This is a genomic window from Pseudomonas kairouanensis, assembly GCF_004682055.1.
Lineage (GTDB): Bacteria > Pseudomonadota > Gammaproteobacteria > Pseudomonadales > Pseudomonadaceae > Aquipseudomonas > Aquipseudomonas kairouanensis.
In genome coordinates, this window is record NZ_QUZU01000010.1 from 1 (window position 1) to 22795 (window position 22795).

At 59.4% G+C, this 22795-nt stretch carries 21 protein-coding genes and 1 tRNA gene; 10 read left to right on the plus strand and 12 right to left on the minus strand.

The features are described 5' to 3' along the window. On the minus strand, window positions 1-449 hold a 449-nt coding region (locus DYL59_RS10375), incomplete at its 3' end, for an ATP-binding cassette domain-containing protein (RefSeq protein WP_135289107.1). A gap of 554 nt (window positions 450-1003) precedes the next feature. On the opposite strand from DYL59_RS10375, the gene gabP reads away from it, so the two are divergent. Beyond that, a complete protein-coding gene (gene gabP, locus DYL59_RS10380) occupies window positions 1004-2395 on the plus strand; it encodes a GABA permease (protein ID WP_135289108.1) in 1392 nt (463 codons plus the stop codon). 119 nt (window positions 2396-2514) lie between these two features. Here gabP and DYL59_RS10385 read toward each other — a convergent pair whose 3' ends face one another. Next, entirely contained in the window at window positions 2515-2928 is a 414-nt protein-coding gene (locus DYL59_RS10385) for a hypothetical protein (protein ID WP_135289109.1), read from the minus strand. Between the two features lie 191 nt (window positions 2929-3119). Here DYL59_RS10385 and DYL59_RS10390 point away from each other — a divergent pair, with 191 nt between their 5' ends. Together DYL59_RS10390 and DYL59_RS10395 are read left to right on the plus strand one after the other, a co-directional pair. Beyond that, the gene (locus DYL59_RS10390; RefSeq protein ID WP_135289110.1) at window positions 3120-4085 is read left to right on the plus strand and encodes an arsenic resistance protein; all 966 of its coding nucleotides are present in this window, start codon (window positions 3120-3122) and stop codon (window positions 4083-4085) included. Between the two features lie 77 nt (window positions 4086-4162). Next, complete coding sequence (locus DYL59_RS10395; protein ID WP_135289111.1) at window positions 4163-5755, plus strand: ArnT family glycosyltransferase; 1593 nt, start codon at window positions 4163-4165, stop codon at window positions 5753-5755. An 11-nt stretch (window positions 5756-5766) separates the two neighbouring features. Here the strand turns inward: DYL59_RS10395 and DYL59_RS10400 are convergent, their stop codons facing one another. The 7 genes from DYL59_RS10400 to DYL59_RS10430 all read right to left on the minus strand — a co-directional run bounded on the left by DYL59_RS10400 (window position 5767) and on the right by DYL59_RS10430 (window position 13008). Further along, window positions 5767-6921 (minus strand): Fic family protein, encoded by a 1155-nt coding sequence (locus DYL59_RS10400; protein ID WP_135289112.1) that lies wholly within the window; start codon window positions 6919-6921, stop codon window positions 5767-5769. A gap of 224 nt (window positions 6922-7145) precedes the next feature. After that, a complete protein-coding gene (locus DYL59_RS10405; RefSeq protein ID WP_238340658.1) occupies window positions 7146-7592 on the minus strand; it encodes a Rha family transcriptional regulator in 447 nt (148 codons plus the stop codon). A 257-nt stretch (window positions 7593-7849) separates the two neighbouring features. Further along, window positions 7850-8845 (minus strand): hypothetical protein, encoded by a 996-nt coding sequence (locus DYL59_RS10410; RefSeq protein WP_135289114.1) that lies wholly within the window; start codon window positions 8843-8845, stop codon window positions 7850-7852. Window positions 8846-9288: 443 nt separating this feature from the next. Next, window positions 9289-9364: transfer RNA gene (locus tag DYL59_RS10415), tRNA-Phe, on the minus strand. A gap of 103 nt (window positions 9365-9467) precedes the next feature. Further along, window positions 9468-9740 carry an oxidative damage protection protein gene (locus DYL59_RS10420; protein ID WP_135289115.1) on the minus strand — a complete coding sequence of 91 codons (273 nt, stop codon included), beginning with the start codon at window positions 9738-9740 and terminating at the stop codon, window positions 9468-9470. Continuing rightward, on the minus strand, window positions 9737-10804 hold the full coding sequence (gene mutY / locus DYL59_RS10425) for an A/G-specific adenine glycosylase (RefSeq protein WP_135289116.1): 1068 nt from the start codon (window positions 10802-10804) through the stop codon (window positions 9737-9739). The genes DYL59_RS10420 and mutY overlap by 4 nt, the downstream gene beginning before the upstream one ends. After that, window positions 10801-13008 carry an AsmA family protein gene (locus tag DYL59_RS10430; protein ID WP_135289117.1) on the minus strand — a complete coding sequence of 736 codons (2208 nt, stop codon included), beginning with the start codon at window positions 13006-13008 and terminating at the stop codon, window positions 10801-10803. The genes mutY and DYL59_RS10430 overlap by 4 nt, the downstream gene beginning before the upstream one ends. A gap of 325 nt (window positions 13009-13333) precedes the next feature. Here DYL59_RS10430 and DYL59_RS10435 point away from each other — a divergent pair, with 325 nt between their 5' ends. From DYL59_RS10435 to DYL59_RS10465, 7 genes are all read left to right on the plus strand, one after another. Next, window positions 13334-14995, plus strand: a complete 1662-nt coding sequence (locus DYL59_RS10435; protein ID WP_135289119.1) for an OFA family MFS transporter — start codon at window positions 13334-13336, stop codon at window positions 14993-14995. Between the two features lie 157 nt (window positions 14996-15152). Further along, window positions 15153-15746, plus strand: coding sequence for an imidazoleglycerol-phosphate dehydratase HisB (hisB, locus tag DYL59_RS10440; RefSeq protein WP_003218037.1), 594 nt, complete (start codon window positions 15153-15155; stop codon window positions 15744-15746). Beyond that, entirely contained in the window at window positions 15746-16384 is a 639-nt protein-coding gene (hisH, locus tag DYL59_RS10445) for an imidazole glycerol phosphate synthase subunit HisH (RefSeq protein ID WP_135289120.1), read from the plus strand. Before hisB ends, hisH begins: the two co-directional genes overlap by 1 nt. After that, window positions 16385-16642 (plus strand): DUF2164 domain-containing protein, encoded by a 258-nt coding sequence (locus tag DYL59_RS10450; RefSeq protein WP_135289121.1) that lies wholly within the window; start codon window positions 16385-16387, stop codon window positions 16640-16642. Between the two features lie 39 nt (window positions 16643-16681). Continuing rightward, complete coding sequence (gene hisA / locus DYL59_RS10455; protein WP_057008570.1) at window positions 16682-17419, plus strand: 1-(5-phosphoribosyl)-5-[(5-phosphoribosylamino)methylideneamino]imidazole-4-carboxamide isomerase; 738 nt, start codon at window positions 16682-16684, stop codon at window positions 17417-17419. Between the two features lie 9 nt (window positions 17420-17428). Further along, window positions 17429-18199, plus strand: a complete 771-nt coding sequence (hisF, locus tag DYL59_RS10460) for an imidazole glycerol phosphate synthase subunit HisF (RefSeq protein ID WP_016972251.1) — start codon at window positions 17429-17431, stop codon at window positions 18197-18199. Window positions 18200-18266: 67 nt separating this feature from the next. Then, the gene (locus tag DYL59_RS10465) at window positions 18267-19022 is read left to right on the plus strand and encodes a substrate-binding periplasmic protein (RefSeq protein WP_135289122.1); all 756 of its coding nucleotides are present in this window, start codon (window positions 18267-18269) and stop codon (window positions 19020-19022) included. Here DYL59_RS10465 and DYL59_RS10470 read toward each other — a convergent pair. From DYL59_RS10470 to DYL59_RS10480, 3 genes are all read right to left on the minus strand, one after another. Further along, window positions 18975-20276, minus strand: a complete 1302-nt coding sequence (locus DYL59_RS10470) for a Vps62-related protein (protein WP_135289123.1) — start codon at window positions 20274-20276, stop codon at window positions 18975-18977. The genes DYL59_RS10465 and DYL59_RS10470 overlap by 48 nt on opposite strands. A gap of 79 nt (window positions 20277-20355) precedes the next feature. Then, entirely contained in the window at window positions 20356-21942 is a 1587-nt protein-coding gene (locus tag DYL59_RS10475) for a trypsin-like serine protease (RefSeq protein ID WP_135289124.1), read from the minus strand. A 66-nt stretch (window positions 21943-22008) separates the two neighbouring features. Further along, window positions 22009-22794, minus strand: a complete 786-nt coding sequence (locus tag DYL59_RS10480) for a divergent polysaccharide deacetylase family protein (protein ID WP_135289125.1) — start codon at window positions 22792-22794, stop codon at window positions 22009-22011. Between the last annotated feature and the right edge of the window lies 1 nt (window position 22795).

The following is a 22795-nucleotide window of genomic DNA, read 5'->3' on the forward strand; positions in this document are numbered from 1 at the left end:
TAGGCGTGGCGCTTGTCGGCGATACCAACCTTGGCCAGCAGGGCTTCGGCCACTTCGATGGCTTCGGCCTTGCTCTGGCCGAGCACGCGGCGCGGGGCCTCGATGATGTTGTCGAGGATGCTCATGTGCGGCCACAGGTTAAAGTTTTGAAACACAAAACCGATTTCGCTGCGCAAGCGGTTGATCTGCTTGCCGTCGGCGGCCATCAGCTCACCGTTCTTGGCGGCCTTGAGCTTGAGTTCTTCGCCGGCTACCAGGATCTGGCCCTGGTGCGGGTTTTCCAGCAGGTTGATGCAGCGCAGGAACGTGGACTTGCCGGAACCGGAGGAACCCAGGATCGAGATCACATCGCCGTCGCGAGCGGTCAGCGAGATACCTTTGAGTACCTCCAGATCACCATAGCGTTTATGCAAGTTGCGGATTTCAAGCGCGGGCGCGGCCTCGGCCATGGGGGGTCCTCGTTGTGTTCGTTGCGTTCGTCGCTGTTGGGCCGCCTTCCTGGCGAGGCGCCAAGCTAGCATAGCGTTTATATGGCAGCCAACAGCGCGGCGGGCGGTAAGCGGGCGGTGTGCGGCAGGGTGTCGCATCGGCACAGCAGCGTGTCGCGCCATCAACAACCGAACAACCGTTTAAACCCGAAAAACCGCAGGCTTCGCGTAAAAAAGGGCGCGATGGTGCCAGCTTTGGCCGGGGGTTGGAAGGGTCAATCGGGCAAACGGTGCGTATCAGCCCTTTTATGGAGCGTCACGTACTTTTTGTGTGTGTTTTTGGTGCGCTTTTTGGTTTGCAAGTGAGTCGCACGGTAACGCTATAGCGGAATTTCAGTGTTCTCAATGAGTTGCGAGGGGTGTTGAATTGTCCTACAGCCCGCGTCAATTACGGGCTTGTAACAATTTGGCGCAAATATTGCGTAAAAAATAAAGAACGCCCTGTTGGTTTCTTTTCACGAGAGAGAACGCAGACCGGGCGAACCGTTTTCGCAATTCCTCGCAAAGGTGTGTCAATGAGTAGTACGCAAAGCTCCAATGACCTCGAACAGGGGCTCAAACCGCGTCACGTCACCATGCTCTCGATTGCCGGCGTTATTGGTGCCGGTTTATTTGTTGGCTCCGGCCACGCGATTGCTGCCGCCGGGCCGGCCGTACTGCTGGCCTACGCCGCTGCGGGCACGCTGGTGGTACTGGTGATGCGCATGTTGGCCGAAATGGCCGTGGCGTCGCCGGATACCGGTTCATTTTCCACCTACGCCGACCGTGCGATCGGTCACTGGGCGGGTTTCACCATCGGGTGGTTGTACTGGTGGTTCTGGGTCTTGGTAATCCCTTTGGAGGCCAACGCCGCGGCGACCATCCTGCACGCCTGGTTCCCTGACATTGCGATCTGGGCGTTTACCCTGGTGATCACGCTGTTGCTGACCGCGACCAACCTGTTCAGCGTGAAGAACTACGGCGAGTTCGAGTTCTGGTTTGCGTTGATCAAGGTTGTGGCGATCGTAGGCTTCGTGATCCTCGGCCTGGCCGCGATTTTCGGCTTCCTGCCCACCAGCCAGGTCAGCGGTGTGTCCCACCTGTTCGACACTCAAGGCTTTATGCCCAACGGCATGGGCGCGGTGCTGGCGGCGATCCTGACCACCATGTTCTCGTTCATGGGCACCGAGATCGTCACCATCGCTGCCGCTGAATCGAAGAACCCAGGCCAGCAAATCACCAAGGCCACCAACTCGGTGATCTGGCGGATTGGCTTGTTCTACCTGCTGTCGATCTTCATCGTGGTGTCGCTGGTGCCATGGAACGATCCAACCCTGGCCGCGGTAGGTTCCTACCAGACCGTGCTGGAACGCATGGGCATCCCGAATGCCAAGCTGATCGTCGACCTGGTGGTATTGGTTGCCGTGACCAGCTGCCTGAACTCGGCGCTGTACACCGCCTCGCGTATGCTGTTTTCCCTGGGCCGTCGCGGTGATGCACCGGCCGTGGCCAAGCGCACCAACAAGAGCGGCACGCCTTACTGGGCGGTGATGCTGTCTACCGGCGCGGCGTTCCTGGCGGTATTCGCCAACTATGTGGCTCCGGCCGCAGTGTTTGAATTCCTGTTGGCCAGCTCTGGCGCCATTGCGTTGCTGGTGTACCTGGTGATCGCGGTGTCGCAACTGCGCATGCGCCAGAAACGCACGGCGGCAGGCGAGAAGATCGTCTTCAAGATGTGGCTGTTCCCAGGCCTGACCTACGCGGTGATGGTGTTTATCGTCGGTACGCTGACCATCATGCTGTTCCAGGAAGCGCACCGCGTGGAGATCATCGCGACGGGCGTGCTGAGCTTGCTGGTGGTGGCGGCGGGGCTGCTTGTATCGAGCCGCCGCAAGGCGCAAAAAATGGGCGCCGTAGTAACTAGCTGACGGAATGCGTTCAAAAATGTGGGAGGGGGCTTGCCCCCGATGGCGGTGTATCAGGACCAGATGGGCTGGCTGGCATACTGCAATCGGGGGCAAGCCCCCTCCCACATTTGGTCTGGTGGTCAGTCTGGGGAATTGGCCAGTGCTTGGGACGCTGCAACGTAATCAGCCTGAAACTGCGGCGATTCGATCCACGCCAGCGCCTCGGCTTCATCGTCGGTATCGGTGGCCCACTGGTGGTACTCGATCAACACCGCAAAGATAAAGTTGGTGGCCTCCTCTTCACCTTCCTGCTCCAGTACCAACGCCAACAGCGGGTGTGCCAGGAACACGGCGCATAGCGCCTGCTGACTGGTCTCGCCGGCAGTGCGCATCTCGATAAACAGGTCGATCAAATCCACCGACTCAAGGTCGATACGGCTGTCATCGCCGGCAAATGCATCCGGCTTGGTAGCAACGGCGCGTTGGGTACGGTTCTGCTTGGCCTTGGTCTTTGCCCGTTGGGCGCGTTTTTGCTGCTTGTTTGGCGAGGCCATGGGTGTGACGTCCTAGGGTTCAGAGTGGGCTATTGAAGCGCAGGTTGGGGGAAATCCCAAGGGTGTCTGGCATTAATTGGCCGGAGGGTGCGCTCACGGTGGTCAACATAGCTCAGTAACTTGCTGTAACCCTCGACCTTGCGACAGTAGATGCATACGCTTGCTGCTTTACGACCAGCGAGAGCGTTTCGATGACCCGCGACACCCTCGAACACAACCAGATCCCCCTCTACTTCGTCGCCGTCCTCCTGGCCGCTACCTTCGGTTTGTTCGCACCTTCTTTGGCGCACGGCCTCAATGTCCTGATCACCCCCGCCATCGCCGTGCTGATGTATGCGATGTTCCTGCAAATCCCGTTTCTTGAGTTGCGCAGTAGCCTGGCTAACAGGCGCTTCTTGTCAGCACTGTTGTTGGCCAACTTCATTCTGGTGCCCGTGCTGGTGTGGGCGTTGACTCGTGGCCTGGTAGAGCGCCCGGCGTTGCTGGTGGGGGCGTTGTTGGTGTTGCTGACGCCGTGTATCGATTACGTGGTGGTGTTTACCCATATCGGTAAAGGCGACTCGCGGTCGATGCTGGCGGCGACGCCGGTGCTGTTGCTGTTGCAGTTGGCGCTGCTGCCGGTGTACCTGGGGTTGATGTTGGGCGCGCAGTCTGAGGTGGTGGTGCAGGCGGGGCCGTTTGTCGAGGCGTTCTTGCTGTTGATCGTGGTGCCGATGGTGCTGGCGGTCCTGACCACTGCACTGGCGAAGCGCTCAAATGTGGTCAGTGCCTGGAATGCTGCCTGGGCCTGGCTTCCGGTACCGGCCATGGCGCTGGTGTTGTGGGTGGTGATCGCTTCGCAGATCACGTCGGTGGTGCGCGATATCGACCTGCTGTTGCCGGTGATCCCGGTGTATGTGGGCTTCCTGCTGCTGGCGCCGCTGTTGGGGATGCTGGCCTCGCGGTTGTTCTCGCTGCCGGCGATGGCGGCGCGGGCGGTGACGTTCAGTGCATCGACGCGTAACTCGTTGGTTGTGTTGCCCTTGGCGCTGGCCCTGCCCGAGGATGTGCGCGGGTTGGCGGCGACGGTGGTGATCCTGCAAACCTTGATCGAGTTGGTGGGTGAATTGGTCTACATCCGCCTGATCCCAGCGTTGGTGTGGCCCGCGCGTCGGTAAGTGTGTGTCTGTTCAGGCGCTATTCAGCAGGGGGGTCGGCACCATAGGTCGGCGCCCTTCACCTGACAGGTCAACCGATGGATCACCGCAACCGTTTTCGCCTTGAGTCCCTAGGGATTTTCCTGTTCGCCTTGCTGTTGTTCACCCTGGGTATCTGGGATCAGCAGCCACAAGGCTTTGACGGACGCTGGGCGTTGTTCCTGCAGGAAATGTTTCGCCATGGCGCGAGTCTTTTCCCGACAACTTACGGCCAGCCTTACGCGGACTACCCTGGCACCGCCACTTTCTTAAGTTACGTATTCGCCCGGCTGTTTGGCGCGCCCAATCATTTGGCCAATGTGCTGCCCACCGCCTTGGCGTCCGCCGGGGTGGTTGCGCTGATCTATCGCTTGCTGGTGCCGTCCAGTCGCCAGTGGGCGTTACTCACGGTGTTGTTGACCCTGCTCACCACCCAGTTGCTCGAAAAGTCTCGCTCGGTATGCCTGGATCAGATGGTGGCGTTGCTTTGCGTAGGCAGCTTCTACCTGCTGCACAGTGGTGGGCGCTGGAGGCGGTTGGCGGTGTTCCCAGTGTTCATCCTGGGTTTTGCGATACGCGGGCCGCTGGGGTTGATCGAGGTCTGCGGCGTGGTGTGCGTGTATTGGGCGCTCGGTAAGCCCGGTGAGCGGGTCAAGCAGGTGTTGCTCCACGGTATCGTCGGTTTGATATTGCTGGCGGCCTGCTGGTGGCTGCTGGTGAAGCTGGCGCGCATCAGCGGTGGTGACGCGTTCGCTGACGAAGTGTTCAAGATGCAAGTCGGTGGGCGCCTGGATGAAACGGGCGAGCCGTTCTATTTCTACTTTCAATTAAGCCTGTACCGCTATTTTCCGGTGGTGCCGTTGGCATTGGCGGCGATGATCGCCCTGCGTCATCGGTGGTCTGAGCGGTATGCGGGTGATATGCAAACGGTGGCGCGGCTGGGCGCTTGCGGCCTGATGATTCTGCTCGGGTTGTCGATACCGCATTTCAAGCGCGCTTATTACATTCTGCCGATGGTGCCGATGTTTGCTGCTGTGGCCGCCTATGGGCTGCTCCAGGCGCAAGGCTGGCTCGCTGGTGTGCGTCGATGCTACGAAGGGCTTGTCGTGGCGCTGCCGGCGTTGTGCGTGGTTGTAGTGCTTGTGTGCCGGCAGGGGTGGCAAAAGCACGGTGACTGGCCGGATGTTTCGCTGCCACTTTTGATTGGCGTGTTGCTGGTGCTGCAAATGGCGGCTTTGATTGCCTGGCGACGTGCGGGGCGGTTGGTGTGGCTCAGCCTGATCGCATTGATCGTGCAGTGGTTGTTGCTGGTAACGGTGGTGGAACCAGCCAAGGACCTGCAATTCGATACTCGAACCTTTGTCGCTCAGGTCGAGGCGCTGCGTGCCACGCAGCCTGGGCCATTGGTGTTCATCGATCTGGGGCGAGACACCTGGGCGGTGCGCTACATGATGAACCTGGATCACGACGAGCAGCCGGTATTTGTTGGCAGTGACCAGCTTGGGCGATTGAGTACGCTGCCGCGTCCGGCATGGGTGATTGTGGCGCGCAAGGAGGCGGCACTGTTGCGCGCAACACCGCTGGAGAGTCAGGTACCGGATTTTGAGGGGCGGTTGAATGACAATCCGTTGATGGTGTTTTTGCTCAGATGAAAAACTGCAGTCTAGGGTTGATCCAGTTGCTCTGGGATGAAGCCCTCGTCGCGCAGAGATTTGATTACGCCTCTGATCAAGTAGTTGTTTGAGAAGCCAATGGTGTACTGCCGTGCGCCTGGGTTGATAGGGAGCAGCATGCCTTGATCCACCAGTTTTTTTATCTGGTAGGTTCTTTGTGGGGCGGACAGCATTGGAAGGGCGTCGGCGATATCGCCAGCTTTGACGACTTTCAGTTGAATGGCCGTGATAAGGATTTTTTCCTCCAGCGGCGTGATCCATTCGCGATCTTTTGCCAGTGCAACCGTTGGGGCAAGGATGTGTTTGGTCAGATACCCGAAATCGGTCAGTCTGCTGACCTTCTCCAGTTCATCCCTGATGCCTGCGAGGACATAGGTGCACCAGGCTTCAAGGCCTTCTTTGGTGCCCGTGTCTGCGGTGGACAGCATCTCGTAATATTTTTCTCGATCAATACAGAACACAGCGGTGGGGTTGAGTACTCGGCCGCCTGTGCTGACATTGAAGCCGTATTTCATCAATAGTGCATACGTAAGAAGGCGTACGACACGGCCGTTGCCGTTGCCAAAGGGGTGAATCCAGCCAAATCGGTGATGAGCCAGGGCAACCTTCATCAAATCGTATTTGGGGGCATCCGGCTTATTGACGAAGGTGACCAGTTCTTGCATGTATCCCGGCACCATCACGGGATCCGGGGGGAGGTGGTCTGACTGGGCTATGCGTACACCTGCTTCTCGGTAGGCGCCGGGCGTCCGATCACCTTCGCGCTGAAGCCCTTGAACGGTTATTGCGTGAATTTCGCGAATGGCAAATTCGGTAAGGTCTGAGCCTGGCTGGATAATGCCTTCAACGTAGTCCATGGCCTTTTCGATGTTCGCGATCTCTCGTAGCTGATCGGAACCCTCGGCTGTCCCGTCAACTTTGCTTTCGATGTAATCGGCCAGCGTGGTGTGATTGCCCTCAATGCGGGCGGAGCCTAGGCTTTCCAGTGTGTGGAACAGGTCTTTGAGTTGGAAAAACACGGCGGGCGGTGTGTCGCCACCCAATTGCAGGCGCCTCAGATGTTCCAGTTCGCCCAGTACGTCAACCAGGCCTGAGTCGAACGAGGGGTTCAAAAGCTCCAGATCGTGGTGAAGAAACTCGGCCATATTGGGGAATATCTCAAGATTGGTTTTTGATTATCTCAAAAAATTGCGCTCAAGCGCCCGTAAAATGGGCGTTGAGGACCTGATTGGGCCCAACACTATCTCAAAATTGAATGTCAGATAAGTGAAAAGCATCTGAAATTTAACTGCATCCGGTCTTAATGCCCTTCCTGACCTTGAGGCGGGTGTAGTGGTTGCCATCAGCGTGATGTTCATGGGCTGGTGCCTTATAGGCCAAGCGGTAGCTTTAGTTGCTCCCTAAGGTGGATGACTTGTTGGTGCATGCCTGGTTTGTCATAGCGCCAGTGGGCGAGGCGACGACCGCTGTTGCTGGCCTCCCTCTTGCGAGCTTCCAATGATTGGCACGTGTGGTCATACCGCGCTTTGCGGAATGCCATGATCAGATCGTACTTAAGCTCTACTACTCGATCAGTATTGCGAAACAGCGCCAGCAGAAAAAACGCCTGGTCCTCGTTCAGTAGGGCGAAGCGCACACTGCCGCGTTCATATCGACCGGCGGGCCTTGCCTCTGTTTCAAATGCGAGCAAGCCGAACTCTTTGAATTTTTCGGAGTGGCGTTCAATCAGTGTCAGTGAGCTCTTGTGTTGATTGCCCAGCAGGTTGACCAGTTGCCGGCTGTCAACCCGCAACTCGCTACCAATCTGGGTCAGCATAATTATGTTCATGCTGCCACCTCTGCCAGCGGGTTTCCGCTTAGGTAGCAGAGCGCAATGCCTTGGTGAGTTCGCCCATGAGATTGTTCATCTGCGGGACCGGTCTGCTCTGGTATGCGAGTGGTGTGGGCTTGAATTGCCATCGTCTGTGCCTCATGTGGCGTTGTTGGTAGTCGACGATGGCAATGCTAGAAGGGGCTTTATCCACAGAAAATTAGGTGGCTATTTTTAAACTAGTTATAAGTTTTGTGGCGAGATTAATTTTTAGAGTTTGGAGGACGACCGGGACGACTCGCCCCATCGGGGATTCCGGTCATTTGCTTCAGCCACTTCACAACAGTAGAAGTTAGCTCGGGCATTGCACCTGCATGCTCGGGCTCATTGGCAATCATGTGAATTTTTATAAAGTCAGCCATATCGCCGATACGGTAATCCTTGAAGTCTGGCGATGCCCATAGCTGTGCTGCCATTTCATGCACCGCCAGAATCGCGCGCTCTTTAGCTGGTTGACGGCGTGGCCCCTCGGTTTTTTCGCTAGAAACCTCTAACCTTTCTTGTAACTTTTGGATTTCTAATCTTTGGGACTGGATGGTTCGCTCTTTCGCGGAAAGCTCCATCATGCTCAGCCTATCTCTAGATTCTAGGACGGTTACTTCGGCATTTTTGGCGAGTGCGATAGTCTCAGCTTTTTCAGCTCGAGCTAATGCTACTTGCAGCTCAATGGTGAGCTTGCTGGCTGACTCATTCGCCTTTCTCTGATCATTCTGATGCGTGAGCCATTTTCGAAGCCTTTTGTAGCCATCTGCGCTCATCGGTGCAGGTTGATCAATCCAGCTAGCGGCTCGATCCGAATTGACCGCCTGGACGACTGAGAGTATTTGGTTTGCTGCTGGCTCTGTTAGGGCAGAGCTGATGGCAACTGACTCCAGTACGACTGAGAGCTGGCGAGATATCCAGCGCCTCTCGACAAGAACTCGGCTGGATTCGACTGCGCCGTTTGCGGTATGAAGTAGCGCTGGGACGTGCTTGCCCGTTGCTGCCATTAGGTATTCGCCAATGTCCTGATATGTGAGGGCAATATCAGGGTTTGGTTTACCGTTCTTGATCACGCAAATAGTGGCCTGGTTGAACTGAGATCCGGTATCTACTGCCCCTAGCAGTAAGTGAGCAAGCCCCTCTAGCAGTGCTGGGCGGTCTGCTTTGATTGAAGTGCAGACGGCTTCAAGCGATATATATTCCTTAGAAGAAAGCATTTCGTGCCTCTGCCATCCCGCATCACTAGTGGATAAAATCCCAGTCCTTGGATGTTAGCAGCAAACTACAATCAGTCCCAAGTCCACCCAGCCATTTGATTACTCACTAAGCTTTGAGCTTTATGCTCAGTACCTTGGCCCTATTGTGCTGGATGTCATTTGAGTCGGTCAGGGTCATTTCCAGGCATAAGTCGTTGGCGTTGGTCGGTCGATATAGCTTTCCTTCGATTGGTCTCTGAGAGTGGCGCGCAGAGTCCTTAAAGGGTGTGCCGGGCGGGCGTATTGCCGACCTGGGGTGAGCAGACTTCTAGGCTGAGCTGGGTCTGCTCAGGAATCTATTCGTATGCAAGGAGTCGGTGGGAAACCACAGAAAGCAAAAAACCCGCACTAGGCGGGTTTCTTGTGTGTTTCAGATGGTGCTGGCACCACCTAAAACTAATGAGTGGTGCCCAGAGACGGAATCGAACCGCCGACACGGGGATTTTCAATCCCCTGCTCTACCGACTGAGCTATCTGGGCAACGGGGCGCATTAAACGGGTTTTTCAGGGGGTCGTCAAGCAAGTTTTCAAAAAATATTTAATTATTACCGTCGCTTACGAGCAGACCCCGGTTTTTGATCAATTATTGAGCAGGTGGCACGTAGCCGTCGGCCTTGGCGTAATCCTCGCCGGAAAAGAACTTGTCCATCTCGCCCGCCAGGTATTTACGATCTTCGGCGTTCATCATGTTCAGACGTTTTTCATTGATCAGCAGGGTTTGGTGTTTCAGCCAGTCGGCCCAGGCTTTGGCAGAGACGTGGTCGTAGATGTCCTGGCCCTTGGCACCTGGGTAGGGAGGGCGCTCCAGGGCTGGCAATTCTTCTTTGTACTTGCGGCACATTACGGTGCGGGTCATGACGACACTCCTGCGTTCAATACATCGGCCGCGCGCTTCAGCAGTTTCTTGACCGGGGCGGCAAGGCCCAGGCGCGGCGGGGTGGCGAGGTTATACCAGAGCCAGTCGGCCTCGGCCACGTGATGGGCCGATTCCTCGACCTGGACCAGCCAGGGTTCGATGGCCAGTTGGAAATGGCTGAAGGTGTGGACCAGCCCTGGCAGTTCCTGTTGCTTGCCCAGTTCCAGTGAGTGCTGGTGGGCGAGGTGTTCCAGGTCTTGCAGGTCGTCCAGTTCCGGCAAGCTCCACAGGCCGCCCCACAAGCCCGTGGAGGGGCGACGGTAAAGCAGGATCGCGCCCTCGGCATTGGCGAGCATCGGCATCAGTGTGCGTTTCTGGGGGATGGTCTTGCGCGGCTTGGGGATCGGATAGCGCGTTTCCAGGCCGAGCATGTGGGCTTCGCAGCCTTTTTCCAGCGGGCACAGCAAGCAACTGGGCTTGCTGCGGGTGCAGAGGGTGGCGCCCATGTCCATCATTGCCTGGGTGTAGGCGTTGACGCGATCGTGGGGCGTGAAGCGCTCTGCGGTGGCCCACAGCTGTTTGGCCACCTTCGGCTCGCCTGGGTAGCCCTCCTGGGCGGTAAAGCGCGCCAGCACGCGCTTGACGTTGCCATCAAGGATCGGTGCGCGCAGGCCCATGCTCAGGCTGGCGATGGCGCCGGCGGTGGACAGGCCGATGCCAGGCAGGTCCGTGAGTTTCTCCACATCCTTGGGAAACTCGCCGCCGTATTCAGCCACGACAATCTTTGCGGTCTTCTGCAGGTTGCGCGCCCGAGTGTAATAACCCAGGCCGGTCCACAAGTGCAGCACTTCATCTTCAGGCGCCGCGGCCAGGGCTTCGACCGTCGGCAGCGAGGCCATGAACCGGTCGAAGTAATTGAGCACGGTGCTCACCTGGGTCTGTTGCAGCATGATCTCCGAAACCCACACCCGATAAGGCGTGATGCCCTGTTGCCAAGGCAAGTCATGGCGGCCGTGGCGGTCGTACCAGTCCAGCACCGCCGTTGAAAACTGCTCGTTTCTCATCGTTTGAACAGGCCTTTCAAAGCGTCTTTGAGCTGTGGGTTGACCTTGTCGAGCTTCTCTTCCAGCTTCTCGCTGAGCTTGTTGCCAGCGGCCTTGATGGCCACCTGGCTCAAACCGTCCTTGTCCAGGCGGCAAGCCTTGGCGCCCAGTTCCAGCGGGCCACGGCAGCGCAACGGCACTTCGATGTTCTGGAAGTTGGAGCCCACCTGGCAGGCCGGGTCCGGTACGTCGCGCTGGTCGCCTTCGACAATGATGCCCACGCGGTAGTCCATGCCCAGTACGCGCAGGTCGACGTCACCGTTGCCATTGACCGTCAGGCCGGGGATGCGCACTTTCAGGTCGGGGTTGCTGGCGACGCCATTGCGGAACGTCAGGTTGCCCTTCAGTTCCTGGAACGGCGTGTCCTTGCCCTGCGGCGTAGTGCTCAGGGTCTTGCGGTTGAGCAAGGCGATACCGGTGCACAGCTGTTGCTCAAGGTTGGCGTTGAGCAGCACGCCGTTGTTGATCACAAAGCTGGCGGTGCCGTTGAGGCTGTCGATCAGGGCCTTCTGGCTGTTGCCTCGGCCGCTGAGGTTGCTGTCGAGGGTGACCTGGCCTTTGATCGGCGGCGTTTGCCCCTGGGCTTGCAGGATGCGTTCGACCGGCACTTGCTTGATCTGGCTTTGCAGCGCGAGCACTGGAATGTCCTGGCGTACATCAAGGCTGCCGTTGGCCTGGAAGGTGCCGTTGTAGAGGCCGCCGCTGAGGGTGTCGAGCTTGAGCTGCCCATCGACGCCCGAGGCTTTCAGCGCGGCGTTCTGGATTGGCAGTTTGCTCAAGGTCAGTTGGCCGAAGGACAGGTCGGCGTTGACGTCCAGCGTGCGCAGGCGCGCCACTGGGAGCAGCTTGTCGGTGCTCCAGGCGCCCTTGGTGGGCGCATCCGGCAGTGGGGTGGTGCCCCCGGCGGCCATGGCCCCGGCTTCGCTGCTTTGCACTTCGGCCTGGCGTGCGGCCGCTGCGCCCTTGGCGGATTCGGACTTGGCCGGCAGGTAGTTGTCGGCGTTGAAGGTGTCGCCCTTGAGCTGGACGCGCAGGGACTGCTTGGCGAAATCATCCACGGCCAGGCGACCGGTGAAGGTGCTGCCGTCAAGTTTCAGGTTCAGGTCTTCCAGAGCCAGGCTGGTGGGTGTGCCGGTCAGGCGGCTGACCAGTTCGACCTTGCTCAGGCTGCCCTCGGCCATCGGTGGCAGTGGGTGGCCGACGCTGTCGAGGAACTTGGCCAGGTCAAACTGGGCGATGGACAGGGCGCCGCTCAATTGCGGGGTCTTGTCCAGGTTGTTGAGCTTCAGTTCGCCCAGGGCGCGCAGTTGGTTGGCCGAGAGCTTCAGGTTGGTCCATTCGGCGATGTTCGCCGCCTGGTCCAGCAGCAACTGGCCTTGGGTTGAGAACGTAACGGTCTTGCCTTGCAGCGGCTCGCCCGTGGCCTCGCCGGAGATCTTCATGTCTTCGAACTGGTAGCGCTTGAGCGCGCGCTGGATGCGCAGGTTGCCGTTGAGCTCGGTCTTGATGCGCATCACCGGCTGGTTGCTGCCGAAGAAAGCAGTGAGTTTCACCGGAATGCTGGCGCCTTCGTGCACGGCGCCCGCGCTCAGCTGGATGCTCTCGGCGCTGAACTGTTTGCCGGTCTGCTCGTCGTTGTATTCAACACGGGCGTTGTTGACGGTCAGGCTGTCGATATCCAGGCGGATGGGCTTGGACGGTTTTTCAGGCTCCTCGGCGGGCGTCTCAACCGGTGCGGGCGTGCCAGCCGTGGTCTGGCTGACGTTCTTGCCGATGTCTTCCCAGTTGCCGTGGCCTTGCTTGTCGCGGTTCAGGCGCAGGTTCAGGCCTTCGACGCGTACGTCGCTCATTTGCACTTCACGACGCAGCAGCGGCAGCACGCGTACCGACAAGCCGAGCATCTGCAGGTCGGCGAACGGTTGGGTCGGGTTGGTCAGGGTCGCCACGCTGGCTTCGTGCAGTTCAAGGCCCAGCCAGGGGAACAGGCTCCAGCCGATATCGCCATTGAGCGTCAGCTCGATGTGGGCCTTGTCGCGGGCAATCTGGCGAATCTCGTCTTTATAGTCGTTGGGATCGAAGAGATGGGTCAGGGCAAAGCCCAGAGCCACAATGATCAGCAACAGCCCGAGAAGTACCAGACCCAGGATTTTGCCGAACGCTTTCATGGGCGAGTCCTTGTATGTCGATTTAAAAATGGGGTCGCAGAGTATAACGCCCGTCACCGTACGTCAGTTCGCAGATCGTTACATTGTATCCCGGCCCCGCAAAACGGGAATTTGGCGTCAGAAAAAGCAGATATCCGCAAAAAGGTGATATCAGTTTGATTTTTCTGTCATCCACAGGTGCTAATCTGCGCGGGTTCGTCTGCCTTCTGCGACATAGCGTCGCGCTTAAATGGAGCTTTACTCAAGACAACGGCCAACGCTCTGCGTGCAAGGCCGAGGGAGAGAGCGCCTGACGGACACATACTAACAACTGGGGGAAACACCAATGAGCACTAGCACTGCGGCAGCTTCAACTGCCGCACAGCCTGCGTTCCTGTCCAAGGAGCGCATCATCGCCAAGCCCGGCTTCAACCGCTGGCTGGTTCCACCGGCCGCCCTGGCCATCCACCTGTGCATCGGCATGGCCTACGGTTTCTCGGTGTTCTGGCTGCCGCTGTCCAAGGCACTGGGGATCACCAAGCCGGTGGCCTGTGCGCCGGATATGAGCTTTATCGCGCAAGTCTTCTCGTCCCAATGCGACTGGCCCATCTCCATGCTGGGCTGGATCTACACCCTGTTCTTCATTTTCCTGGGCTGTTCGGCAGCGATCTGGGGCGGCTGGCTGGAACATGCCGGGCCACGCAAGGCTGGCGTTGTTTCGGCGCTGTGCTGGTGTGGCGGCCTGTTGATCTCGGCGCTGGGTATCTATACCCACCAGATCTGGCTGATGTGGATCGGCTCCGGGGTCATTGGCGGTATCGGCCTGGGCCTGGGCTATATCTCGCCGGTGTCCACGCTGATCAAGTGGTTCCCGGACAAGCGCGGCATGGCCACGGGCATGGCGATCATGGGCTTTGGCGGCGGCGCGATGGTGGGTGCTCCGTTGGCAGCTGCCTTGATGGGCCACTTCGCAACGCCTGACAGCGTTGGTGTATGGCAGAGCTTCCTGGTAATGGCTGCGATCTACTTCGTGTTCATGATCGGCGGCGCACTGTCCTACCGCGTCCCGCCAACCGGCTGGAAGCCTGAGGGCTGGACCGCGCCGGCAAAAAAAGCCAGCAATTCGATGATCACCCACCGTCACGTGCATGTGAACGTGGCGTGGAAAACCCCGCAATTTCGCCTGGTGTGGCTGGTGCTGTGCCTGAACGTATCCGCCGGTATCGGCATCCTCGGCATGGCTTCGCCCCTGCTGCAGGAAGTGTTCGGCGGCAAGCTGCTGGGCGTGGATGTGCCGTTTGGTCAGCTGGATGCGGGTCAACTGGCCTCTATCGCGGCGATCGCGGCGGGCTTCACTGGTTTGTTGAGCCTGTTCAACATCGGCGGCCGGTTCTTCTGGGCGTCGTTCTCTGACTACCTGGGCCGTAAAAACACCTACTTCGTGTTTTTCGCCTTGGGCTTTGCCCTGTATGCGCTGATCCCGAATCTGGGTCACCTGGGTAACGTGGCGCTGTTCGTGGCGGCGTTCTGCATCATCCTGTCGATGTACGGCGGTGGTTTTGCCACCGTGCCTGCTTACCTGGCCGACCTGTTCGGTACGCAGATGGTCGGTGCGATCCATGGTCGCCTGCTGACTGCCTGGGCGGCGGCGGGTGTGCTGGGTCCGGTGCTGGTGAACTACCTGCGTGAGTATCAGCTGAGCATCGGCGTGGAACGCGCTGCGGCTTACGACATCACGTTGTATATCCTCGCGGGCCTCTTGGTGCTGGGCTTTATCTGCAACATGCTGGTCCGCCCGGTGGCCGACAAGTACTTCATGACCGACGCCGAACTGGCTGCCGAACAGGCGCTGGGTCATGACAAGGGCGCAGACGCCACCACTTCCCTGGAGTGGAAAGCGGCTAGCGGTACTGTGCCATTGGCCATTGCGGCCTGGTTGGTGGTGGGTATTCCGTTGGCGTGGGGTGTGTGGGTGACCCTGCAGAAGACGGCGGTACTGTTCCACTAAGTTGAATGCAGGCAGGTGCACCATCCTGGAGCACCTGCTTGTATGCACATGTCTATCCCCGACACTCCATCAGTCTTATCCCCTCCGATGTTTCTGTTTGGCGCCCGCGCCCCTATAATGGCTGCCTTTTTCGCCCAATGATTTTGCGGAGCTGGTGATGGCCGAACGTAAGGCGTCCGTCGAGCGCGACACTCTGGAAACCCAGATCAAAGCCTCGATCAACCTGGATGGCACCGGAAAGGCCCGATTTGATATCGGTGTACCTTTTCTTGAGCACATGCTGGACCAGATCGCCCGTCACGGGCTGATCGACCTGGATATCGTCAGCAAAGGCGACCTGCATATCGACGACCACCATACGGTGGAAGACGTCGGTATCACCCTCGGCCAGGCCTTTGCCAAGGCCATCGGCGACAAAAAAGGCATCCGCCGTTACGGCCACGCCTATGTCCCGCTGGACGAAGCGTTGTCGCGTGTGGTCATCGACTTCTCCGGCCGCCCAGGCCTGCAGATGCATGTGCCCTACACCCGTGCCACCGTGGGCGGCTTCGACGTTGACCTGTTCCAGGAATTCTTCCAGGGTTTCGTCAACCACGCACTGGTCAGCCTGCACATCGACAACCTGCGCGGCACCAACACCCACCACCAGATCGAAACCGTGTTCAAGGCTTTCGGCCGCGCCCTGCGCATGGCCGTGGAGCTCGATGACCGCATGGCCGGGCAAATGCCCTCGACCAAGGGCGTTCTGTAATGCAGACGGTCGCGGTTATCGATTACGGCATGGGTAACCTGCACTCGGTGGCCAAGGCCCTCGAACACGTAGGTGCCGGCAAGGTGCTGATCACCAGCGATGCCAAGGTGATTCGCGAAGCTGACCGAGTGGTATTCCCCGGTGTTGGCGCGATTCGCGATTGCATGGCCGAAATCCGTCGCCTGGGCTTTGACAGCCTGGTGCGCGAAGTCAGCCAGGACCGTCCGTTCCTCGGCATCTGCGTGGGCATGCAAGCCTTGCTCGATCGCAGTGAAGAGAACGACGGCGTCGACTGCATCGGCCTGTTCCCAGGCCAGGTGAAGTTCTTCGGCAAGGACCTGCATGAAGACGGCGCCCACCTGAAAGTGCCGCACATGGGTTGGAACCAAGTCAGCCAGACGGTGGATCACCCGCTGTGGCACGACATTCCAGACCTGGCGCGTTTCTACTTTGTGCACAGCTACTACATCGCCGCCGGTAACCCGCGCCAGGTGGTGGGTGGCGGGCACTATGGCGTCGATTTCGCCGCCGCGCTGGCCGAAGGTTCGCGCTTTGCCGTGCAGTTCCACCCGGAGAAGAGCCATACCCATGGCCTGCAATTGCTGCAGAACTTCGCCGCCTGGGATGGGCGCTGGTAAATGGCCAAGAAGCCGAAGTTGCCGCTCTTGAACCTCACTCCCGAGCAGGAGAGTGAGGCGACCCTCAAGATCAAGCGGTTCATGGAAGATCGCTTCGAGCTCAAGCTGGGTTCGTTCGAGGTCGCCGAGATCCTCGAACTGTTCACTACCGAAGTGGCTCCGCACTATTACAACAAGGCGATTTTCGATACGCAGACGCTCCTTAAAGAAAGGTTCGAAAGCATCGAAAGCGACTTGTGGTCGCTTGAGAAACCCTGATTTCCCAAGCATTGCTGAATATCGAATAAGGTTTGCCAGATGCTGATTATCCCCGCTATCGATCTCAAGGACGGCGCCTGCGTACGTCTGCGCCAAGGCCGCATGGAAGACTCCACCGTATTCTCCGATGACCCGGTGAGCATGGCTGCCAAATGGGTAGAAGGAGGCTGCCGTCGCCTGCATCTGGTGGACTTGAACGGCGCCTTCGAAGGCCAGCCGGTCAACGGCGAAGTGGTCACTGCCATCGCCAAGCGCTACCCGAACCTGCCGATCCAGATCGGTGGCGGCATCCGTTCCCTGGAAACCATCGAGCACTACGTCAAGGCTGGCGTGAGCTACGTGATCATCGGCACCAAGGCCGTGAAAGATCCGGCGTTCGTTGCCGAGGCCTGCCGCGCGTTCCCTGGCAAAGTCATTGTTGGCCTGGATGCCAAGGACGGTTTTGTCGCCACCGACGGCTGGGCTGAAATCAGCACCGTTCAGGTGATCGACCTGGCCAAGCAGTTCGAAGCTGACGGCGTGTCTGCCATCGTTTATACCGACATCGCCAAAGACGGCATGATGCAGGGCTGCAACGTGCCGTTCACTGCTGCGCTGGCCGCCGCGACCAAGATCCCGGTGATCGCTTCGGGCGGTATCCACAACCTGGGCGACATCAAGTCGCTGCTGGACGCCCGTGCCCCTGGCATCATCGGCGCCATCACCGGCCGTGCGATCTACGAAGGTACCCTGGACGTCGCCGAAGCCCAGGCTTACTGCGACGCCTACAACGGCTGAGGACTGACCATGGCGCTGGCCAAACGCATCATCCCTTGCCTGGACGTCGACAACGGTCGCGTGGTCAAGGGCGTCAAGTTCGAGAACATCCGCGACGCCGGCGACCCGGTGGAAATCGCCCGTCGCTACGATGAGCAAGGTGCCGACGAGATTACCTTTCTCGACATCACCGCCAGCGTCGATGGCCGCGATACCACCTTGCATACCGTCGAGCGCATGGCCAGCCAGGTGTTTATCCCGCTGACCGTGGGCGGTGGGGTGCGCACCGTGCAAGACATCCGCAACCTGCTCAATGCCGGTGCGGACAAGGTCTCGATCAATACCGCGGCGGTGTTCAACCCGGAGTTCGTTGGCGAGGCGGCGCAGCACTTTGGCTCGCAATGCATCGTCGTGGCCATCGACGCCAAGAAGGTTTCCGGCCCGGGTGAAACCCCGCGCTGGGAGATCTTCACCCACGGCGGTCGCAAGCCTACCGGCCTGGATGCGGTGGAGTGGGCGATGAAGATGGAAGGCCTGGGCGCCGGTGAGATCCTGCTCACCAGCATGGACCAGGACGGCATGAAAAACGGCTTCGACCTGGGCGTGACCCGTGCCATCAGCGATGCCCTGGGTATCCCGGTGATCGCTTCCGGCGGCGTCGGCAACCTGCAGCACCTGGCCGACGGTGTGACCGAAGGCCACGCCAGTGCGGTGCTGGCGGCGAGTATTTTCCACTTTGGCGAATACACCGTTCCCGAGGCCAAGGCCTACATGGCGGCGCGCGGTATCGTCGTTCGCTAAACGCTGCTGGACACCATGGCAAGTGCGCGGCACTCTCTGCGCTTGCCATGGATTCCGGTAGCCCTTCATGTTCAAAGATCTTCTGCTCGCCCTCGCCAGCACGTCCATCCTTCTGGCGGGTTCGGCCCACGCCGAGGAACCGACAGACACCGCCCTGGTGTTGCTGACGGAAAACTTCCCGCCGTACAACATGGCGAAAAACGGCAAGAACTTCGCCAAGGAAGAGAACATCGAAGGCATCGCCGTGGACATCGTGCGCGAGACCTTCAAGCGTGCCGGCATTTCCTACAACCTGACCCTGCGTTTCCCTTGGGAGCGGATCTACAAACTCGCCCTGGAAAAACCCGGCTATGGCGTGTTCGTGATGGCCCGCCTGCCGGACCGCGAAGCCTTGTTCAAATGGGTCGGCCCCATCGGCCCGGACGATTGGGTGCTGCTGGCCAAGGCTGACAGCAAGATCCAACTCGCCGACCTTGAGCACGCACGGCGCTACAAGATCGGCGCCTACAAGGGGGATGCCATCGCCGAGACCCTGGAAAAAAAGGGCCTCAACCCGGTGGTGGTACTTCGTGACCAGGACAACGCGCAAAAGCTGCTGGATGGCCAGATCGACCTGTGGGCCACCGGCGATCCAGCCGGGCGCTACTTGGCGCGCCAAGTGGGCGTGACGGGCCTGAAGACCGTACTGCGCTTCAACAGTGCCCAGTTGTACCTGGCGCTCAACAAGCAGGTGCCGGATGAAGTGGTTGCCAAACTGCAGGCGGCACTCGATCAGTTACGGGGCGAGGGGGTCGTCGACCGAATCATGGCTGGGTACCTCTAGCGCCGGTTCTTGCACCGGTTCCAGCGTCGGTTCTACTGCCGGCTCTTCGTTGGCCTGCGGCTCGGCGCCGGGATATTCACTCATATAAATATGGTCGCCATTGGTGTAGCTGATGGTGGTCGAGACCTGGCTGCCGTCCTGGCGTAGCAAGCGGTACTCACTGTGGATCAAGTACGCCGCGACGGCCTTCCCGGCTGGGACATAGGTGATGATTTCCAGCGGTGAGGCATGCATCCAGCCCTTGGCTGAACGTTGGGTGTGGGTGAAAGCTTGTTCCAGTTGTGCGGAAAAATTCAGCTCGAAGCCCCGTCTTCTGGGTGACCATTCGTTGCACAAATCCACGTTGGAAATGGTGGCCAAGGCCCAGGAATGTTCCCCTGCTTCGCCCTTGGTAGCGGTCCACATGAAAGGCTGGCTGGTGACGTCGGTGTTGTGGCCGAAGCCGGCGAACAAATGGCGGTCGCTGCGTTCGAGGCGGTAGATCGGTGAACGCTCCAACTGCTCGATGGCACTCAACTCAGGATCTTTCACACTGAACCAGGGCAAATGGCACACATGCGGTGTCGCGGCGGATATTGCCTCGTCTGGGCGCCCGTAGCCGGTCAGGGCTGGTGGGGGCAGGGGCTCTTGCAGTTGCGCTGACAGCGCCAGGCGCAGGGCATAAGTTGGCGAGGTGGGCCGTGTGTAGCGGGCCTCGCCAATGAACGTGCCGGGTGCCAGGTGGATTTCGCCAGCGGCGGCGCCGAACGGGGTGACTGACCATGCGCTGAAATCCTGCGTTGAACCGCTGCCCTTGTCGCTCCAGATCAGCTCGCCGGGCTGGGCGCTGGTTGTCACCAGGTCGGCGCGCACGCAGCGCACGGCGTTGCGCGAAGGTTTCTCATGGCCCACGCCGCACACCAGTCCCATCGCCACGTAGCCTTCAGGCGCCAGTGGTCGCCAGACGGAGAAGTCGGTGTGCGCCCCCGAATCGGCATCGTTCCAGACCAGTTCATAGTCATCCGGTGAGCGCAATGCGGTGCCGTCCGTCTTGTTGGCATCACTGACAACCGCCACGATTTTGCGCCGGTTGATATTGCGGTAGCTGTCGGTGGCGGTGTCGCCCAATGGGAAGAACTGGCCCAGTGCGTCGGAAGAGGTGCTGGGCCGCCATATGCTGACAGCTTGATGAGCGCCAGATCCCTTGTCGTTCCACAGCGGCAGGAACTCGCAAGTGAAGCTGATGAGCAGGTCTTTGAATTGCAGGGGTTTCATCAATGAACTCTCCGATAGGTTGGAAAGCCCACTATCGATCAATCCTGGCGGGGCCGAGCGGTAGCTATTTAAGGTGGATTCAATGGGGTTTGAGCAGGTCGACCCGCAGGGTCGAAGGCTGGTCGGCCTGGTCGTATGCGTAGGTGCAAATCTTGATCGGCGAGGTTCGTGCGCTGATCAGTTGATCAAACTTCTCCAGCGGCATGCCAGGAAAATCGTTGAGTGGGTGCACCAGTTCGATGGGTTCGTCGTCATCGTCCTCAGGCACAGGCTCGGGTGGGATCGGCAGGAAGCCAGCAGGGCGCAGGCAATCTGTGGTCGCAGCGGGGCCATATTTGTAGATGTAGCGCTGCATGAAGGGCGGGGCCAGGTTCCAGATCACGGTATAGGCCCCAAGCCCTTGTTTATCGAGGCTGATGACAAGGTTGGGGGTGCGGGCGGGGCCGGGTTCGGCGAGTTCGACCGCGAGGGTCAGGGCGTTTCTCATCATGCCATTGGTCACTGGTTGATCGGGAGAGGACACGCCGACGATGCATAACATGTGCATACCGGTTTGTGGGCCGATAGCGTCGTTGATGTAGGCGTTTTCGGCCTTGATGGGGGCGCTGTAGTTCACCGGGCTCTCGCAATCGATGGCGCGTCGTGTGGTCTTGTAGCGGTAGAAAGGGGTGTTGGTGGTGAAGGTCAGGTTCCAGCGCGGCACGATACTTTTGGTTTTGCCGCCGGGCGTTTTCACGAAGTATTGCTGGATAGGTTCTGGGTTATTGAAGCTTATGGCGGTGATCGGGTAGAGATCGCAGTGTTCACTGTCGGGCTGTAGAACCCCGGCTTTAAAGCATTCGTTGAGAAAGGTCACCGGGCTGCCATAGTTGGTCTCGGGATGCCAGATGGGCTGCCCGCTGTTGACCTCGCAGGGCGAGTCCCGCTGGCATTTGCGCTCTTCGGTCTGCCCGGTGGTACTGGTGCTGAGAATGCCGAATACCGTATTGGTCGCCCGGTCGAGCAACGGTCCGCCAAAGGCGCCGCGCGTGATGCCTGTGCATTGGTTTTTCATGGTGATTCGCCAGACGAAAGGCTGCTCCACCAGCTCTCGGGAGCTCTGCTGGGTACAGGCCGCGAGGTGCAAGGTGTCCCATTCGGGTGCGATCAGCGCCAGGATGTCGTTACCGTCGGCAGGTACTTCTTCGGCGAGCCTGAGTGGAGTAATGCCGTCTTTGAGCAGGGCGGCCAACGAGGCCTGCAATTCGATAATCGCCAGGTCCATGCCCTGGCTGCTGCTCCATTTCAAGGTTTTTAGCGGGTAGTTCTTGAGTGATTCCAGGGTGTCGTCGAAATAGTTGAAGCTGACGGTACCCTTGATCGGCAAGTCTTTTTGCACCGCGCTATTGAGGCGATGCAGGCAGTGGCTGCTGGTGAGCACATAGGCCGGGCCGGATTTGCCGTCCGCGTCGCGGGTGTCGAGCAAGGTGGCGGTGCACAGGGTCTGGGATTCGTTCCTGATACGGCCTACGCCGTTCCAGTGGACGTGTTCGTGTCGGGCATTGGTGAGCAGGCGCGCGGCGCTGGCATTCACCATACCTTCGCCGAAGTCCCTTGGGGCGGCAATCAGCGCGCCCGGCAAGTTGGCAAGCAGCAGGCCGCAAAGCGCAATGGGGGTGATATTCATGAAGTGTCCTGTAAGAGTGAGCTGAAGGGCTCACTATTCAGGAGGCAGGTGGGAGGCCAGCGGTACTTATCTAGAGGCGGGGCGGTAGGTACCGTCCTTGCCATGCCCGGCCATGGCCTGGTTGCTGCGCACGCTGATCATCAGCTTGATGTCGATCCACTCCACACCCTGGGCCTTGAGCTTGGGTAATTCGCGCTCCAGCACTGCCAGGGTCTGCGGATAAGGGTGGCCAATCATTACCGCCGAGCCCTGTTTGTGGGCCAGCTTGATTGCCGTCTGCAACTGCGTGGTAATGGCCGCTTCGGTGCGTTCGTCATCCAGGAACACATCCCGCGAGACGCTGGCCAGGCCAATCTTCTGCGCTTGGGCGGCGGCGACGGTTTGCGCGCTGGTTCGGCTGTCGACAAAGAACTTGTTGCGCCGTTGCAGTTCGCCCATCAACCAGGCCATCGCCTCAGGCTGCGCGGTCATGCGGCTGCCCATATGGTTGTTGATACCCGCCGTGTAGGGCACGGCCTTGAAGGCGGCGTCCAGGCGCTTGCCGAGTTCTTCTATGGGCAACTCGGGGTGCCAGGCGAACGGGCCGGTGGCCGGGTCCATGGGCATGTGCAGGATCACGATCTTGCCGGCCTTGTGCGCCTCACGAGCGAATTCGGCGGCGTGGGGCGTGTCGGGCATGATCGCCGTGGTCACCGGCCCAGGCAGGGCCAGCACGCGACGATCCCTGGGCAGGTTTTGCCCAAGGTCATCGATGATAAGCGTCAGGTAGGCTTTGTGGGGCTCGCTGGCCGGGGTCGCGTGGGCGGCTCCGGCCAGGCTGAACAGCACAGCGATGATCAAGGCAACGCGCATA